This window comes from Pseudomonas sp. MDT1-85 (assembly GCF_054898065.1).
The window spans coordinates 2,241,337-2,256,433 of sequence record NZ_CM142715.1; the positions used below are offsets into that span (position 1 = coordinate 2,241,337).

At 58.5% G+C, this 15,097-nt stretch carries 14 protein-coding genes; 3 read left to right on the forward strand and 11 right to left on the reverse strand.

Features of this window, described 5'->3' with window-relative positions:
* Positions 1 to 18: 18 nt before the first annotated feature.
* Positions 19 to 2,100 carry a carboxy terminal-processing peptidase gene (locus tag ACYZT2_RS10175; protein ID WP_461971793.1) on the reverse strand — a complete coding sequence of 694 codons (2,082 nt, stop codon included), beginning with the start codon at positions 2,098 to 2,100 and terminating at the stop codon, positions 19 to 21.
* A gap of 138 nt (positions 2,101 to 2,238) precedes the next feature.
* On the opposite strand from ACYZT2_RS10175, the gene ACYZT2_RS10180 reads away from it, so the two are divergent.
* Complete coding sequence (locus ACYZT2_RS10180; RefSeq protein WP_461971795.1) at positions 2,239 to 3,201, forward strand: zinc-binding dehydrogenase; 963 nt, start codon at positions 2,239 to 2,241, stop codon at positions 3,199 to 3,201.
* A gap of 114 nt (positions 3,202 to 3,315) precedes the next feature.
* Here the strand turns inward: ACYZT2_RS10180 and ACYZT2_RS10185 are convergent, their stop codons facing one another.
* From ACYZT2_RS10185 to ACYZT2_RS10210, 6 genes are all read right to left on the reverse strand, one after another.
* A complete protein-coding gene (locus ACYZT2_RS10185) occupies positions 3,316 to 3,969 on the reverse strand; it encodes an HAD family hydrolase (protein WP_048394384.1) in 654 nt (217 codons plus the stop codon).
* A gap of 34 nt (positions 3,970 to 4,003) precedes the next feature.
* Positions 4,004 to 5,008, reverse strand: coding sequence for an ABC transporter ATP-binding protein (locus ACYZT2_RS10190; RefSeq protein ID WP_461971797.1), 1,005 nt, complete (start codon positions 5,006 to 5,008; stop codon positions 4,004 to 4,006).
* Entirely contained in the window at positions 5,005 to 5,805 is an 801-nt protein-coding gene (locus ACYZT2_RS10195) for an ABC transporter permease (RefSeq protein WP_461971799.1), read from the reverse strand. Before ACYZT2_RS10195 ends, ACYZT2_RS10190 begins: the two co-directional genes overlap by 4 nt.
* Positions 5,792 to 6,628, reverse strand: a complete 837-nt coding sequence (locus ACYZT2_RS10200) for an ABC transporter permease (protein WP_195840091.1) — start codon at positions 6,626 to 6,628, stop codon at positions 5,792 to 5,794. Before ACYZT2_RS10200 ends, ACYZT2_RS10195 begins: the two co-directional genes overlap by 14 nt.
* A gap of 5 nt (positions 6,629 to 6,633) precedes the next feature.
* Positions 6,634 to 7,440, reverse strand: a complete 807-nt coding sequence (locus tag ACYZT2_RS10205; RefSeq protein WP_461971801.1) for an alkaline phosphatase family protein — start codon at positions 7,438 to 7,440, stop codon at positions 6,634 to 6,636.
* Positions 7,441 to 7,612: 172 nt separating this feature from the next.
* Positions 7,613 to 8,677, reverse strand: a complete 1,065-nt coding sequence (locus tag ACYZT2_RS10210; RefSeq protein WP_461971803.1) for an ABC transporter substrate-binding protein — start codon at positions 8,675 to 8,677, stop codon at positions 7,613 to 7,615.
* A 350-nt stretch (positions 8,678 to 9,027) separates the two neighbouring features.
* On the opposite strand from ACYZT2_RS10210, the gene ACYZT2_RS10215 reads away from it, so the two are divergent.
* Both ACYZT2_RS10215 and ACYZT2_RS10220 read left to right on the forward strand, forming a co-directional pair.
* Entirely contained in the window at positions 9,028 to 9,741 is a 714-nt protein-coding gene (locus tag ACYZT2_RS10215) for a UTRA domain-containing protein (protein ID WP_461971805.1), read from the forward strand.
* A 173-nt stretch (positions 9,742 to 9,914) separates the two neighbouring features.
* Entirely contained in the window at positions 9,915 to 10,973 is a 1,059-nt protein-coding gene (locus ACYZT2_RS10220; RefSeq protein WP_461973063.1) for an IS110 family RNA-guided transposase, read from the forward strand.
* A 576-nt stretch (positions 10,974 to 11,549) separates the two neighbouring features.
* On the opposite strand, the gene ACYZT2_RS10225 is transcribed toward ACYZT2_RS10220, so the two are convergent.
* From ACYZT2_RS10225 to ACYZT2_RS10240, 4 genes are all read right to left on the reverse strand, one after another.
* Positions 11,550 to 11,726, reverse strand: a complete 177-nt coding sequence (locus tag ACYZT2_RS10225; RefSeq protein ID WP_167344810.1) for a hypothetical protein — start codon at positions 11,724 to 11,726, stop codon at positions 11,550 to 11,552.
* A 206-nt stretch (positions 11,727 to 11,932) separates the two neighbouring features.
* Positions 11,933 to 13,222 (reverse strand): M18 family aminopeptidase, encoded by a 1,290-nt coding sequence (locus tag ACYZT2_RS10230; RefSeq protein ID WP_007898846.1) that lies wholly within the window; start codon positions 13,220 to 13,222, stop codon positions 11,933 to 11,935.
* A gap of 75 nt (positions 13,223 to 13,297) precedes the next feature.
* A complete protein-coding gene (locus ACYZT2_RS10235; protein ID WP_461971808.1) occupies positions 13,298 to 14,404 on the reverse strand; it encodes a hypothetical protein in 1,107 nt (368 codons plus the stop codon).
* 44 nt (positions 14,405 to 14,448) lie between these two features.
* Positions 14,449 to 15,084, reverse strand: coding sequence for an RluA family pseudouridine synthase (locus ACYZT2_RS10240; protein ID WP_223487641.1), 636 nt, complete (start codon positions 15,082 to 15,084; stop codon positions 14,449 to 14,451).
* Positions 15,085 to 15,097 lie beyond the last annotated feature (13 nt).

Below are 15,097 nucleotides of genomic sequence, written 5' to 3' on the forward strand. Positions count from 1 at the left end.
CATCTTGCTTGTAACAACTTAGTGCTTGGCAACCGCGGTATTGAGTTTCAAGTAATCCAGCAGAATCCGCCCTGTCTCGCTCAGATAAGCATCGTCTTCTGGCTTGGTCTTGTCCTGCTCGGCCGCGAGGGCATCTTCGTCTTCTTTCTTCAGTTCTTTGAGCGGCTCTTCGCCCTTGGCCTTGCGACGGATGTTTTCCATGGCCAGTTGCTTGGCTTCGATATCGGCGTGTTGTGCGCGACGGTCGGCTTCATTGAGGCTGACGGTTTTTTCGCTCATCAACTTCTGCGCCAGGGCCAGTTTGTCGCGGATGAACACAAACTCCGCGTCCTTGGCCGTGCGCACGTCATGCTCGGACTTGAGCTGCGTGATGTACGGTTTGAACGGGTCAAGCGCAGGCTTGATGGCCGCACGAATGGTGTCCCACGGCATGGCTTCCGGCAGGGCGCTTTCGCCGATTTCCTTGGTGTCGATAATCGACGGGTAATCGATATCCGGCAGCACGCCCTGGTGCTGGGTGCTCTGACCGGAAACCCGGTAGAACTTGGCCAGGGTCAGTTTCAGTTCGCCATGGTTCAGCGGCTGAATGGTCTGCACGGTGCCTTTGCCGAAGGTCTGGCCGCCGATAATCAGCGCGCGGTGGTAGTCCTGCATGGCACCGGCGAAGATCTCCGAAGCCGAGGCGGACAAACGGTTGACCAGCAACGCCATCGGGCCTTTGTAGAATGCGCCCGGGTTTTCATCTTCCAGTACATCGACCCGGCCGTCGGCGTTACGCACCAGTACGGTCGGACCCTTGTCGATGAACAGACTGGTCAGCTCGGTGGCTTCCTGCAAGGAACCGCCGCCGTTGTTGCGCAGGTCGATGACCACGCCGTCGACCTTGTCTTTCTGCAGCTCGGTCAGCAGCTTCTTGACGTCGCGGGTGGTGCTCTTGTAGTCCGGATCGCCGGCACGGAAGGCCTTGAAGTCCAGGTAGAAGGCCGGGATCTCGATGACGCCGAGCTTGTAGTCCTTGCCATCCTGCTTGAGGTTGAGGACCGACTTCTTCACCGCCTGGTCTTCGAGCTTCACCGCTTCGCGGGTGATTGGCACGATCTTGGTGGTCTGGTCGTTCGGCGCATTGCTGGCCGGAATCACTTCCAGGCGCACCACGGTGCCTTTCGGGCCACGAATCAGTTTGACCACTTCGTCCAGGCGCCAGCCGACCACGTCGACCATCTCTTTGTTGCCCTGGGCCACGCCGATGATCTTGTCGGCCGGTGCAACCTGCTTGGTCTTGTCGGCCGGGCCGGCAGGCACCAGGCGCACGACTTTCACTTGATCGTTATCGCTCTGCAGCACGGCACCGATGCCCTCGAGGGACAAACTCATGTTGATGTCGAAGTTTTCCGCATTATCCGGCGACAGATAATTGGTGTGCGGGTCGTAGGACATGGCGAAGGTGTTGATGTACGCCTGGAAGATATCTTCTGCACGGGTCTGGTCCAGACGCGCCAGCTGATTCTTGTAACGCTTGGTCAGGGTTTCCTGAATCTGCTTGGACTCTTTGCCGGAGATCTTCATCCGCAGCACTTCGTCCTTGACGCGTTTGCGCCACAGGTCGTCCAGCTCGGCGGTAGTCTTGAGCCAAGGGGCATCCTTGCGATCGACCAGCAAGGTTTCCTTGGCGGTGAAGTCGATCTTGTCGACGCCCTTGTTCAGCTCGGCAAGGGCAAAGTCCAGACGCGACTTGACGCGGTCCAGGTAGCGCTTGTAGATGGTGAACCCGGCGTTCAGGTCGCCGCTTTTGAGGAAGTCGTCAAACTGGGTTTTCCATTTGTCGAATTCGGCAATATCGCTGGCCATGAAGTAGCTGCGCGATGGGTCCAGCAGCTTGATATAGCTGTCATAGATGATCACGGAGCGTGCATCGTCGAGCGGTGGCTTGCTGTAATGGTGACGCTTGAGCAATTCGACGACGTTCAGACTGGCGATTACTTCGTCACGATCGGGCTGAAGCTTGTCCCAGCTGTTGGCTGCGAACGAATTGCTCGACATCGGCAAAAGACCGAGACCAAGGACAAGAGCGAGGGCGGTGCTGGGGAGCAGATGCTTCATGCTGATTCGACGCGGTGACAATTGATAACGCATATTAGGCCGTCTTTGAAGTCGCCGGATCCACAAGGACCGGTCGCATAATGCAAAAAGCCCGGCGCAACAGCTTCGGGCTCAGTCCAGACTCACTATGGAGGCACTGTGAAAGCATTGCAAGGCGTTGAGGGGCGAGTGGAGTGGGTTGAAGAGCCGAGTCCTACGTGCGATGTAGGACAAGTTCGCATCCGGGTGGCGGCAGCAGGACTCAATCGCGCCGATTTGTTACAGAAGGCGGGGCTATATCCGCCACCGCCGGGGGCCAGTCAAGTACTGGGTCTTGAGTGTTCGGGGGTGATCAGCGAGGTCGGTCCGGGCTCTTCCTGGAAGGTCGGCGATCGGGTTTGCGCCTTGCTGGCCGGGGGTGGGATGGCCGAAGAGGTAGTTGTCGACGGACGGCATGTGCTGCCGGTTCCCGAAGGTTTGTCCCTGGCCGAGGCGGCAGCGTTGCCGGAAGTGTATGCGACCGTTTGGCTGAATTTGTTTCAACTGGCTGCGCTCAAACCGGGTGAGAAAGTTCTCCTGCACGCCGGAGCCAGTGGAATCGGTTCAGCTGCCATTCAGCTGTGCAAGGCGTTTGGTAACCCGTGCTGGGTCAGCGTCGGCTCTGCCGAGCGTCTGGCCTACTGTGAAGCGTTGGGCGCGCAGGGTGGAGTGGTGCGCAACGGTGATCTGGATAGCTTGAACGATCTTGCGCCGTTCGACGTGATTCTCGACCCGGTGGGTGGCAATTACGCGGCGTTGAACCTCAAGCTGCTGGCTCGCGATGGTCGTTGGGTGCTGATCGGTTTGATGGGCGGTCGTGAGGCGCAGTTGGACTTGGCCCAGGTATTGGCCAAGCGTGTGCAGCTGCTGGGGTCGACCCTGCGTAGTCGCGACGAGCAGTTCAAGGCCGATTTGTTCAGCGATCTTGGCCAGCATGTCTGGCCGCTGTTTGCCGAAGGGCGTTTGAGCCCGCAACTGGCCAAGACATTTGGGATCAAGGATGCCGAAGCGGCGTTTGCGGAACTGGCGACTAATAAGGTGTCGGGGAAACTGGTGTTGGTGATCGATGAAAGCCTGACCTGACGACAAGGCACCGAACCTGTGGGAGCGAGCCTGCTCGCGATTCAGGCGACGCGGTTCATCTGCAGGACCGCGTTATCGTTCATCGCGAGCAGGCTCGCTCCCACAGGGGCGGGGTTACTTCCAGATGTGGATCGGCCAACCGGCCTTTTCGGCATGCTCAAGCAGCACCGGATCCGGATTCACCACGTGTGGGAAATCCACCTTCAGCAGCAGCGGCAAATCGTTGCGAGAGTCGGAATAAAAACTCGCGCCTTCCAGATTTTCCTCTTCGGCATCCAGCCATTCCAGCAACCGGGTGATCTTGCCCTCGCGGTAGGTCAACGTGCCAAGGGTATTGCCGCTGTACACCCCGTGCGCCACTTCCAGCTCGATCCCGAGAATCTCGTCGATGCCCAGGCGGTCGGCAATAGGCTTGACCAAATGTGTGCCCGAAGCCGAGATCACCAGAATCCGGTCGCCGGCCTTGCGGTGGGCGGCGATGGCTTTGGTGGCGTCGCTGAAGATGATCGGCTCGATAAAATCTTCCACCCAAGGCCCCACCAAGTGCTCGACCTCCTCCGGTGTGCGACCGATCATCGGTTCCAGGCTGAAGTCCATGTACTCTTCCATGCGCAACTTGCCGTGGCTGTAAGCATCCATCAGTTCGTTGTTCTGACGCATGAACGACTCGGGATCGACCCAACCCAGGCGGCCCATTTGCTCGCTCCAGAGGGTGGCGCAGTCGCCGTGGATCAGGGTTTCGTCCAGATCAAAAATTGCCAGGGCCATCAGTGCAGTTCTCTCTTCAACATCAGCAAAGTCATCAGGCTACCTCACACAGGGCCGTCGGATCGATGGAAAGCGCCAGGCGCTGACCATCGGGATGCAGGTCGGCCGCCGAACGGTTCAGCACATCCACCACCAATTCCACACCCCGGGCTTCGACCCGGTAGCGAATCACGTTGCCCAACAGGCTGTGGCTGCGAACCTGCGCGTCGAGTTCGCCGTTGAGGCTTAGCTCGATGGCTTCCGGGCGAATGGCGAGGCGATGGGTGATCGGTCGTTGCAGCAGTTTGCTGGCGCTGTCGGCGTCCAGCAGGTTGTAGTTGCCGATGAAGCCTGCGGCAAAAACATCGACCGGCGCAGTGTAAAGGGTTTCGGCATCGCCGCTCTGTACGATCTTTCCCTCGTTCATCAGGAAGATTCGATCAGACATGGTCAGAGCTTCTTCCTGATCGTGAGTGACGAAGATCGTGGTCAGGCCGAGTTCGCGCTGGATCTGACGGATCTGTTCGCGCAGGTGCTTGCGAATCCGCGCATCCAACGCCGACAGCGGCTCATCCAGCAACAACAACCGAGGCCGGGTCACCAGCGAGCGAGCCAGAGCGACACGCTGGCATTGGCCGCCAGACAATTGATGCGGGTAACGGGCGGCGAAGTCCTTGAGTTCCACCAGTGCCAGCACTTCGGCAACGCGCTTGTGGCTGTCGTCGGCGTTGACCTTCTGCATGCGCAAACCGAAGGCGACGTTCTGCTCCACGGTCATGTTCGGGAACAGCGCATAACTCTGGAACACCATGCCGATCCCGCGTTTTTGCGGGCTCAGCGGGACGAGGTCCTGACCCTCCAGCAGAATCTTGCCGCCGTCCACCGAGGTCAGGCCGGCGATGCAACGCAGCAGGGTGGACTTACCGCAACCGGACGGACCGAGAAGGGTGACAAATTCACCTTTCTTGATTTCACAGTTGATGTCGCTGAATACCGGGGTGCCGGACTGCCCTATTTGAGAGTAGCTCTTTTGAAGATGTTGGACGCTGACGTAGCTCATTCGCTTTTGTCCCTGTTCAAGATATTGGCCGCCCAGGTCAGAACCAGCACAAAGAAGAAGTAGGAGATCACCAGCGCACTGGTGAAGTGGCCGCTGCTGTTACGCATGTTGTTGAGGTAGACCTGCAGGGTTTCGTAGCGGGTGCCGACCAGAATATTGGCGAACACAAACTCACCGAACAGGAACGAGAACGACAGCAGCAATGCCACCATCAAACCCTTGCGCAGGTTCGGCAGCACCACCAGGAATGCCGCTTGCCAAGTGCTGGCGCCGAGCAGTTGCGCGGAGTCCATCAGGTCGCGCAGGTTGATCGCTTGCAGGTTGTTGGTGATCGCCCGGTACATGAACGGCAGCGCCACGGTGAAGTAGCAACCGATCAGAATCCACGGCGTGCCGACCATCGCGAACGGCCCCGAACCGTAGAGCTGCAACAGCCCCACTGACGACACCACCGGCGGCACCGCGAAGGGCAGCAGGATCAGGATGTTCATCAGCGCGTCGAGTTTCGGGAAGTGGTAATGCACCACGAACAGCAGCGGCAGAATCAGCACCACCGACAGAATCAGCGAGCCGACGCAGACCAGTAACGATTGACCGAATGCGTTGAGAAAGCGCGGATCGCTCCACAGCTGGATGTACCACTTGAAGGTAAAACCGCTGGGCATGATCGTCGCAGACCAACTGCTGGAAATCGAGTAGATCAGTGTTCCGAGCAACGGCAACAACAGAATCGCAAACAGCAAATACACCACGACGCGGTGATAGACACCGACGGGGCCCAGTTCAGCGCGAGACATGGTAGCTCCTCTTCAACAGCAGCTGATGCACGATGGTCACCAGGGTCATCAACGCCACCAGCACCACGGCCAAGGCGCTGGCCAGGTTAGGGTCGAGGGAAATGTCGCCGGAAACCATTGCCGCAATGCGGATCGGCAATACGTTGAAGTTGCCGGTGGTCAGGGCGTAGACCGTGGCATACGCGCCGAGGGCGTTGGCCAGCAGGATTACAAAAGTGCCGAGCAGCGCCGGGGTCAACACCGGCAAACCGATGTGCCGCCAGAACTGCCAGCCATTGGCGCCGAGCAATTCGGCGGACTCACGCCAGTCTTCGCGCAAGGCGTCGAAAGCCGGGTAGAGCAGCAGCACGCCCAAGGGGATCTGGAAGTAGGTGTAGAGAATGATCAGCCCGGTTTTCGAGTACAGGTTGAAATCCTGAATGATCCCGGCCTGTTTGAGCATGATGGTGAAGGTGCCGTTGAACCCCAGCAAAATGATGAACGCGAAGGCCAGGGGCACGCCGGCGAAGTTGCTGGTCATGTTGGCGAAGGCGTTGACGAAGTTGCGCAGTTTCGAGTCGACCCGGCGCAGGGAATAGGCGCCGAGTACGGCGATGATGATGCCGAACACGCTGGACCAGAAACTGATCTCGAGGCTGTGCTGGATTGCCTGCAGATAGAACTTCGAGTTGAAGATTTTGCTGAAGTTGGCCAGGCCCCAGCCGAACTCTTCCGATTCCAGGCTGTTGATCATTACCCAGAGCAGCGGGGCGATCTGGAACACGAAGAAGAAAATCGCGAAGGGCACCAGGCACAGAGCGGCCAGCCATTTACCGCGGGTCATGGCGTTCACTTGAGCAGCTCCCGGCACACAGGTTTGTCGTGGGGCACGCCCAGCAGTTCGCAGACGGTGCCGCAGATTTCGGTCTGTTTCGGTGCGGCGTTTTTGTTGAAGCTGAAGCCATCGCCGAGGACGAACAGCGGCACTTCACGTTCTTCGGGCAGCAGGCCATTGTGCGAGCGGTCGTTGTTCATGCCGTGGTCAGCCGTCACCAGCACCTGATAACCGGCGTCGAGCCAGCCTTGCAGGTAATCGGCGAGGATGATGTCAGCCGAACGGGCGCTGTTGCGGTACTGCGAGGTGTCGAGGCCGTGCTTGTGCCCGGCGTCGTCGATGTTCATGGGGTGGACCAATAAAAAGTTCGGCGCGTGGCGCAGGCGCAAGTTTTCCGCGTCGGCGAACAGGTGCGAGTCGGGGTAATGGTCGTTCCAGTAGAAATGACCATGCTGGATCGGCAGTTTGGGGTCGTCGGTATGACGATCCCGGGCGGCCACGAACGGCGAACGGTTATACAACTCGCTGACCCAGTGATAGGCCGCGGCTGCGGTTTTCAGGCCGGCGTCGGTGGCATAATGGTAGATGCTGCGCTGGTTGGACAGGCGCGAGACGTTGTTGTGAACGATGCCGCTGTCGATCGGCGTAACGCCGGTCAGGATGCATTCGTAAAGTGGTCGGGACAGGGCCGGCAGTTCGCACTCCAGCTTGTAGAGTGCCGCGCGTCCTGCGCCAACGTAAGCCTGCAGATGCCCCATGGCGTGGCGCGCGACTTCGTAATTGAGGCCGTCGAGCACGACAAGGATGACGTTGTGCTTCATAGGGGCTGGGACTCCGCAAAAACAGTGAATATCGTCAAACCTGTAGGAGCGAAGCTTGCTCGCGAAGGCGAACTGTCAGCCAACATCAATGTTGAATGTCAGTCCCTCTTCGCGGGCAAGCCTCGCTCCTACATTGGATCTCCATCAGATCCCCGAACGGGGATCTACCGCCTTACGGCATATTGATGATGACTTCTTCCTGCCACTTCTGCGGCAGCGACTTGGAGGTCTTTTCCCATGCGTCGGCGTCTTTGATCGGCGTGACCTTTTTGTACTGCTCATTCGGCAGCAGTTTGGCCTTCACTTCTTCCGGCAGTTTGATGTGCTCGGCGCGGATCGGACGGGCGTTGCCTTTCGCCAGGTTGATTTGGCCGGCATCGCTGAAGATGTATTCGCGGGTCAGCTTGGCGGCGTTCGGGTTCTTGGCGTATTTGTTGATGATGGTGGTGTAACCGGAAATCACCGAGCCATCGGACGGAATCAGCACGATGTAGTCATCCGGATTCGCCATCTTGGCCTTGTAGCTCAGACCGTTGAAGTCCCAGACCACGCCGACTTCGATTTCACCCTTTTCCATGGTGGCGATCGTCGGGTTGGCCATGGACAGGCGGCCTTGCTTGGCAATGTCAGCGAACAGCAACAGGGCTGGCTGAATGTTTTTCTCGTCACCACCGTTGGCGAGGGCGGCGGCCAGTACACCGTTGGCCGCCTGGGCCGCGGTACTGACGTCACCGATAGAGACTTTGTACTTGCCAGTCTTGAGGTCGGCCCATTTGGTCGGCGCCTCGGACCCGTGCAGCAGTTTCTTGTTGATGATAAACGCAATGCTGCCGGTGTAAGCCAGTGCCCAGTTACCGTCCTTGTCTTTGGCCCAATCCGGAATCTGTTCCCAGGTAGTTGACTTATAAGGCTGCACCACGCCTTGCTTGACCGCGATCGGGCCGAAGGCGGCACCGACGTCACCGATGTCGGCGCTGGCGTTGTCTTTTTCGGCGGCGAACTTGGCGATTTCCTGGGCCGAGCTCATGTCGGTGTCGATGTGTTTCAGGCCGTATTTCTTGGCCAGATCTTCCCAGGTGCCTTTCCAGTTGGCCCAGTCATCGGGCATGCCGACGCTGTTGACTGCGCCTTCCGCTTTCGCAGCGGCTTCCAGGGTTTTCAGATCATCCGCCGCCATGGCGGTGGTGCACAGGGCAATGGTCGAGCCTAACAGTGATGCCAGGAAAAACTGTTTCATCCGAAGCTCCTTTGGGCGTTTTCAACGCTGCGATTGCGGTTGTGTTGGTCTAGGTCAGCAATACCTGAGCCAATTTAGGCGGGTTGGATGACATTTTGATGTCGACGACCGGTCTGCCTGAATTTTCTGCGCTCGGATACGCGGGGTGCGAGATAAGCGTAGACCATGGCTAAAGAGCTGATATGAAAGGGACTTGGCCATAAAATTGCAGGTGTCTGGCGCAACCGTTCGGCGGCTTTGTCATCTGTCAGTCATGTGCAGTGCCTAGGCTTGCAGGCAGTTGAAGGAACCGATTTGAATCACGGTTCTGCCCTGAATCAGTGCTGGTCTAGTCCAGATAGGTAACGTTGATGCGCATCGAGACCACCAAAGCGGTGACAGCCATCGGGCAGGTTCTGCAGGAACAGCTCGACCACGGCCTGTTGGCGCCCGGGAGCAAGTTGCCGGCAGAGCGCAAGCTCAGTGAGTTGTTCGGTACCACGCGGATCACCGTGCGTGAGGCGTTATTGCAACTGGAAGCCCAAGGTCAGATTTATCGCGAGGAGCGACGCGGCTGGTTCGTGTCGCCACCGCGACTGGCTTATAACCTTATGCAGCGCAGTCACTTTCACGCGATGGTCAGTGCGCAGGGGCGAGTGCCGTCTACCGAGGTGATTTCGGCGCGGTTGCAGCCAGCGTCGGCGGCGGTGTGTGCCGGGTTGCAATTGCCGGCGCTGTCGAGCGTGATCCAGATCTGCCGCTCAAGGCGGATTGACGGGCGATTGGTGCTGTATGTGGAGCACTACCTGAACCCGCAGTATTTTCCTGGGATTCTCGATTTCGATTTGAATCAGTCGATGACCGAACTGTATGCGCGGCATTACGACTTGCATTACGGGCGGGTGCGTTTCGAGATTGTGCCGACGGCGTTGTCGGTGGACGCGGCGGCGGCTTTACGGGTGTCGGTGGGCAGCCCGGGGTTGCGGATTGCCCGGGTCAATTACGATCAGCATCAACGACTGATCGATTGTGATTTGGAATTCTGGCGCCATGATGCGATTCATGTCGGGGTGGATGTGGTGTAGAACACACATTCAACCGCACATCACTTGCCTATATGATTCCCCACTGTAATTGGATGGACTCGCCCAAGCCGAGGCGTCAATGCGCCACGGTGGCAGTCTAATCAGCCAACGACAGCGAGGGCGAGTCCATGAAAAAGCATACTTCGATTGATCAATCCCTGTCTTCTTCCGATTTGTCGGCCTGCACAACCGTGGCGGTCGATCTGGCCAAGCAGGTCTTTCAGGTCGCCGGTGAAGACGTCCTCGGCCAGGTGCACTACGAGCAGCGGATCAAGTCGCGCGAGGCGTTTTATGAGTTTCTCCGCCAGTTGCCGCCTCATGTCGTGGTTCTGATGGAGACCGGTCCGGGTGCTCAAGCTTGGGCCCGGCAGTTGCAAGACCAAGGCAATCTGGCGCGGATTCTTCCAGCCGGTTTGGTGGCCACACATCGCAGCGGGCCTAAAAATGATCGCAACGATGCGCTGGCGATTCTGCGGGCTGGTCGCGATGAAAAGATCTACGCAGTGCCGGTCAAAAGCGTTGCGGCGCTGGCAATGCAGGCGTTGCATCGCGCCCGCCAAGGCTATGTGCGTCGACGCACGGCGGTGAGTAATCAGATGCGCGGCCTGCTGCTCGAGCACGGCGTGGCCTTGGCGCAGGGCGATGTTGCGATCAGCCAGAAAATTCCGCGGGTACTGGAAGATGCCACCCAGCCGGTGCCGGGCCTGCTGCGTGAACTGATCGACGAACTGTTGGCCGAGTGGCGCCATTTGGGCGAACGCATCAGCGTGCTGACGGGGCGCCTGGAAGTGGCCGCCAGCGCCGACATGACGGCGAAGCGACTGATGACTGTGCGCGGCATCGGCCCAGTCACTGCCACGGCACTGGTGGCCAAGGAAACCAAGCCTGAGCGATTTCCCAATGCCCGCAAGTTTGCCGCGTACTTTGGCATGGTGCCTGACCAGCACAGCAGCGGGCAGACGGTCCGGCTGGGGGACATGACCAAGCGAGGTGATGTTTATTTACGCAGCCTGATGATCCAGGGAGCCCATGCGGTGCTGCAACAACTACGACCTGATTCCCAGCAACCCGATGACCGCCGCTTGTTGCGCTGGATGAGCCGGCTGGGTCGTAAGGAGGCTGCGATCAGGCTAGCCAACCGCAACCTGCGAATCGTCTGGGTGCTTCTACAGAGTGACCAGACTTATCGTCGCCACGCTGGTGATGGCCAGCAAGCGACGATGAGCCACTGAGCGACAGAGTTCTGCCACCGAGGTACTGACTGTCCGACCCTTTGCTGAAGAAAAATTGACCCCAGGTAAGACCGGCGTGGATTGATGCCTAAGCTGCTACTGGCCTTCGAGGCCTGACTGTAATCGGCATACCACGAGCTTTTCCAATTTTGGCCAGAAGCCGAAGACGGCTTCCACGAATAGGCCTAATACATAGATGCAACAGGGCGACGGTTTTTTCAAAAGCGGGTAGACAGTGGGGGCGAGTCCATACATAGCAGCTGGCGAAGCCTGCGTTCGGCTGCGAAGCAGTCGTATAATCAGTGATTGCGGTGCCTCAGATACCCCACGGCAGCCGGACTCACGACTGCTGCGCAGCCGAACGCAGCCTTCGGCAGCTGCTACAAAAAATGCGTCGCGGCTGAAATTGCTTAAGTGAACAGCATTGCGCTCCTAAAGGGGCTTTATTCCTTGGTGACGCGCACACTCATCCGCGGCGTCGCGGGCAAAAAGACGAGCGAACACGGTCAACCTCGGATGAACGAATCGGCCGAGTGTACGAGCCCGTCAAAATCAATGCGAGCCAGGCACAAGGATTTATTCGTTGAGTTTGGCGAGGATCTTGTAGATCACGGTGGCGAGGATCATCAGCATGCCCACCCACATCGCGAACACACCAACGTTCTTGTCGCGAAAGTTGAAGCCGATGGCCAGCATGATCATCCCGGAAAGAATCGGGATCAGCATGGAGTGGAAGGATGACATCGAGATCATGGCGACAGCCTTGTCGGAGAAGGGTACTGCAAGTCTAGGCGGCTTTCGGGCGAGCAGTGGTGATGTGTGGCGTAGGAGCTGCCGCAGGCTGCGATCTTTTGATCTTGATCTTTGGGTGTCTTCAAATGCGCTGAAAATCAAGATCAAAAGATCGCAGCCTGCGGCAGCTCCTACAGGGGATCACTGTAGGAGCTGATCTTTGAGGACTACGGCAATTCGCGGCAGGCGTAGAACGCGCTCAACACTTTGACCAGATGTGCCAGGTCATGGCTGCCACACAGCTCGCGGATCGAGTGCATGGCGAACGTCGGCAAACCGATGTCCACGGTGCGCACGCCCAGGTGGCTGGCGGTGATCGGGCCGATGGTCGAGCCACAGCCCATGTCGCTGCGCACCACGAAGCTCTGCACCGGTACTTCTTCGGCCATGCACAAATGGCGGAAGAACCCGGCGGTTTCGCTGTTGGTGGCGTAGCGCTGGTTGCTGTTGACCTTGATCACCGGGCCGGCGTTGAGTTTCGGACCGTGGTTGGCATCGTGCTTGTCCGCATAATTCGGGTGCACGCCGTGGGCGTTGTCGGCCGAGACCAGCAGGGATTTCTGAATGGTCCGTACGAATTCATCCCCTTCGGGCAACAGACGACGCAGAGTCTGCTCAAGCATTGGACCGTCGGCGCCACAGGCCGAGCAGGAACCGACTTCTTCGTGATCGTTGCAGACCAGCACGCAGGTTTCGTCAGTTTCGGTCGTCAGCAAGGCTTGCAGGCCGGCATAGCACGACAGCAAATTATCCAGGCGCGCGCCCGCAATGAAATCGCCGTGCAGGCCAATGACCGCAGCGCTTTGGGTGTCGTAGAAGCTCAACTCGTAATCGAGTACCACGTCGGCGTTCAGGCCGTGTTCGCGGGCCAATTGATCGGTGAGCACGGCGCGGAAGTCCACGCGCTCGTCACCGGCGAATTGCGCGAGGATCGGCGGCAGTTCGGTCTGGGCATTGATCGCCCAACCCATATTGGCTTCGCGGTTTAAGTGAATGGCCAGGTTCGGAATGATCGCGATCGGTGCCTTGAAGTCGATCAACTGGCTCTCGACCTTGCCATCACGGCGGAACGTCACGCGGCCGGCCAGAGACAGATCACGATCGAACCACGGCGCCAGCAGCGCACCGCCATACACTTCGACGCCCAGTTGCCAGAAGCCTTGGCGTTGCAGTTCCGGCTGGGGTTTGACCCGCAGGCACGGGCTGTCGGTGTGCGCGCCGACCAGACGAATACCGCCGTGCAAGGGCGAATGACGGCCCATTTTGAACGCGACGATCGAAGAGTCGTTACGGGTGACGTAGTAACGACCGTTGGCTTCAGTGGTCCAGGGTTCGCGCTCGTCGAGGCGCATAAAACCGGCCGCTTCCAGACGCTGAACAAGGCTGGCAGTGGCATGGAATGGGGTAGGGGAGGCCTTGAGGAAGTCGATCAGGCCTTGGTTCAACTCTTCGCGCATAAGAAACTCCAGACAGCAGTGGCCGGGAGTTTAACGTATTGGCTGAAGGCTTTGGGCCTGACATTCGCAGGTTAGTCAGCGAGCGGCGGCTATCCGTTCTTTCAGGTACTTCATGATGATCTGTTCATCTTCAGGCTTTTCTGGCTTGGGCAGTTGTGTGGGCCAGTCAGTTTGATGAGTGCCCAGAAGCTGTTTCTGACGGGTGTGGTTCCAGCGAAGAATCTCCCGCGAGGCGGATTCCCACCACTCGTGTCGGCACACCGTGTAGTACGGATGATCGGGTGCTGCACTGCCATAAAGCAGATCGCGACCGACTTTTCTCATGGCGCCGCTCTGGTTGCGCAATTTCCATTTGATTTTCAGCCGTTGCCAGGCCGACGGAACGGGTTTGACTCGCGGCACATCGCGGCACAGTTCCACCAGATTCTGGCTGAACTGCTCGCCATGCTGGGAGAAGAAGTGCGCCTGCATCGCATGGAAGAAGCGTTTTTCCGCGAAGTAGTGATAGACGTATTTTCTCGCTTCACGCACCGGTTTGTCGCGCATCGCGAACGACAGGGCGATTTGCTCGATGGTGTGAATGTCGAAGCTGCCGCGGGTCCATTCATCGATCAACTGGATCGACGTTTCGAACAGCGCTGTATCGCGGTCGGTCACGCCGCAGAGCCCGCTGTTATACAGCTTGAAACCGTTGTTTGGCGTAATGCCGTGAGTGCGTAGCTGTTCGCCAAGTTTCAGGTAGTCGTGGCGCTCACAGACATCCCGCCAGTTGTATTCGAGGCGATCCATCAAATAGTGCCCGGGCTCAATCTGATTGAAGATCAGACTCGGGTCGCTGAGGAACAGGGTGTCGGTATCGACGAACAGGGTCTTTTCAGCAAGCGCAAGGCCAGCGGCCATGGCGCAGGCCTTGCGGCGATGGTGATAGCCGTTTTCACCCTGCCACAGGGTCAGGGTTTGCTCGGTCAGGAGCACGGTTTCTACCGGCCAGTCGGCGTAATCCTGCGGGCGATCCGTCAGGATTCTGATGCACGGCAGTTCGCCTTTCTTCACATGGGAAAGCGCAGTCAAAATGCTGAACTTGGCTTCGCGCCGATAAACGTCCTGATCACCGTAGATCAGATAAAGCAGCTGATTTCGGGTTTTCTTGACGGGCGTTGCCAAGGAGTCAGTACAACTCATTCTGTTCAATCCTCGTTTTGAAGCGGTGACGCCATGTGGCAGATTCAGAACGGTGCCGGGCATTCGAAACGCAAGCGGTCGCCCGTTTGGGGGTGGGTAAAACTCAGCATACTCGCATGCAGGCACAAGCGCGGCCAGGCGGCCAAGGCTTGCGGGTGGGCATAGAGCCCATCACCCAACAGCGGGTGACCTATCGACAGCATGTGTACGCGCAACTGGTGAGAGCGGCCGGTGATCGGCGTCAGCTCGACGCGGCACCAATCGCCACAACGCTCCAGCACGCGCCAGAATGTCAGGGCATGCTTGCCAAATTCGTGGTCCACCACATGGCGTGGCTTGGTCGGCGGGTCGTAGCGCAGCGGCAGGTCGATGCTGCCGCTGTCCAGTTCCGGTTGTCCCCAGCACAGGGCTGTGTAGGCCTTTTCGGTTTCGCGGTCGTGAAATTGCCGAGACAGCTCGCGATGAGTGTCCGGGTCACGGGCCAACAGAATGATGCCGGAGGTTTCCCAGTCCAGCCGATGGACAATTCGCGCTTCCGGGTAGCCGTTTTCTTGCAGACGCGTAATCAGGCAGTCCTTGTTGTCATCGGCCCGGCCAGGGACGGAAAGCAACAGGGTCGGTTTGTCCACCACCAGTACGGCGGCGTCCTGATGGATGATGCGGATGTTGGACAACGGCATTAAAACAGCCTCG

Bases quoted from the DNA above. Each gene is read 5' to 3' on its own strand.
- ACYZT2_RS10175 (WP_461971793.1), bottom strand. From the start codon at position 2,100: ATGAAGCATCTGCTCCCCAGCACCGCCCTCGCTCTTGTCCTTGGTCTC.
- ACYZT2_RS10185 (WP_048394384.1), bottom strand. From the start codon at position 3,969: ATGGCCCTGGCAATTTTTGATCTGGACGAAACCCTGATCCACGGCGAC.
- ACYZT2_RS10190 (WP_461971797.1), bottom strand. From the start codon at position 5,008: ATGAGCTACGTCAGCGTCCAACATCTTCAAAAGAGCTACTCTCAAATA.
- ACYZT2_RS10195 (WP_461971799.1), bottom strand. From the start codon at position 5,805: ATGTCTCGCGCTGAACTGGGCCCCGTCGGTGTCTATCACCGCGTCGTG.
- ACYZT2_RS10200 (WP_195840091.1), bottom strand. From the start codon at position 6,628: ATGACCCGCGGTAAATGGCTGGCCGCTCTGTGCCTGGTGCCCTTCGCG.
- ACYZT2_RS10205 (WP_461971801.1), bottom strand. From the start codon at position 7,440: ATGAAGCACAACGTCATCCTTGTCGTGCTCGACGGCCTCAATTACGAA.
- ACYZT2_RS10210 (WP_461971803.1), bottom strand. From the start codon at position 8,677: ATGAAACAGTTTTTCCTGGCATCACTGTTAGGCTCGACCATTGCCCTG.
- ACYZT2_RS10215 (WP_461971805.1), top strand. From the start codon at position 9,028: ATGCGCATCGAGACCACCAAAGCGGTGACAGCCATCGGGCAGGTTCTG.
- ACYZT2_RS10225 (WP_167344810.1), bottom strand. From the start codon at position 11,726: ATGATCTCGATGTCATCCTTCCACTCCATGCTGATCCCGATTCTTTCC.
- ACYZT2_RS10230 (WP_007898846.1), bottom strand. From the start codon at position 13,222: ATGCGCGAAGAGTTGAACCAAGGCCTGATCGACTTCCTCAAGGCCTCC.
- ACYZT2_RS10235 (WP_461971808.1), bottom strand. From the start codon at position 14,404: ATGAGTTGTACTGACTCCTTGGCAACGCCCGTCAAGAAAACCCGAAAT.
- ACYZT2_RS10240 (WP_223487641.1), bottom strand. From the start codon at position 15,084: ATGCCGTTGTCCAACATCCGCATCATCCATCAGGACGCCGCCGTACTG.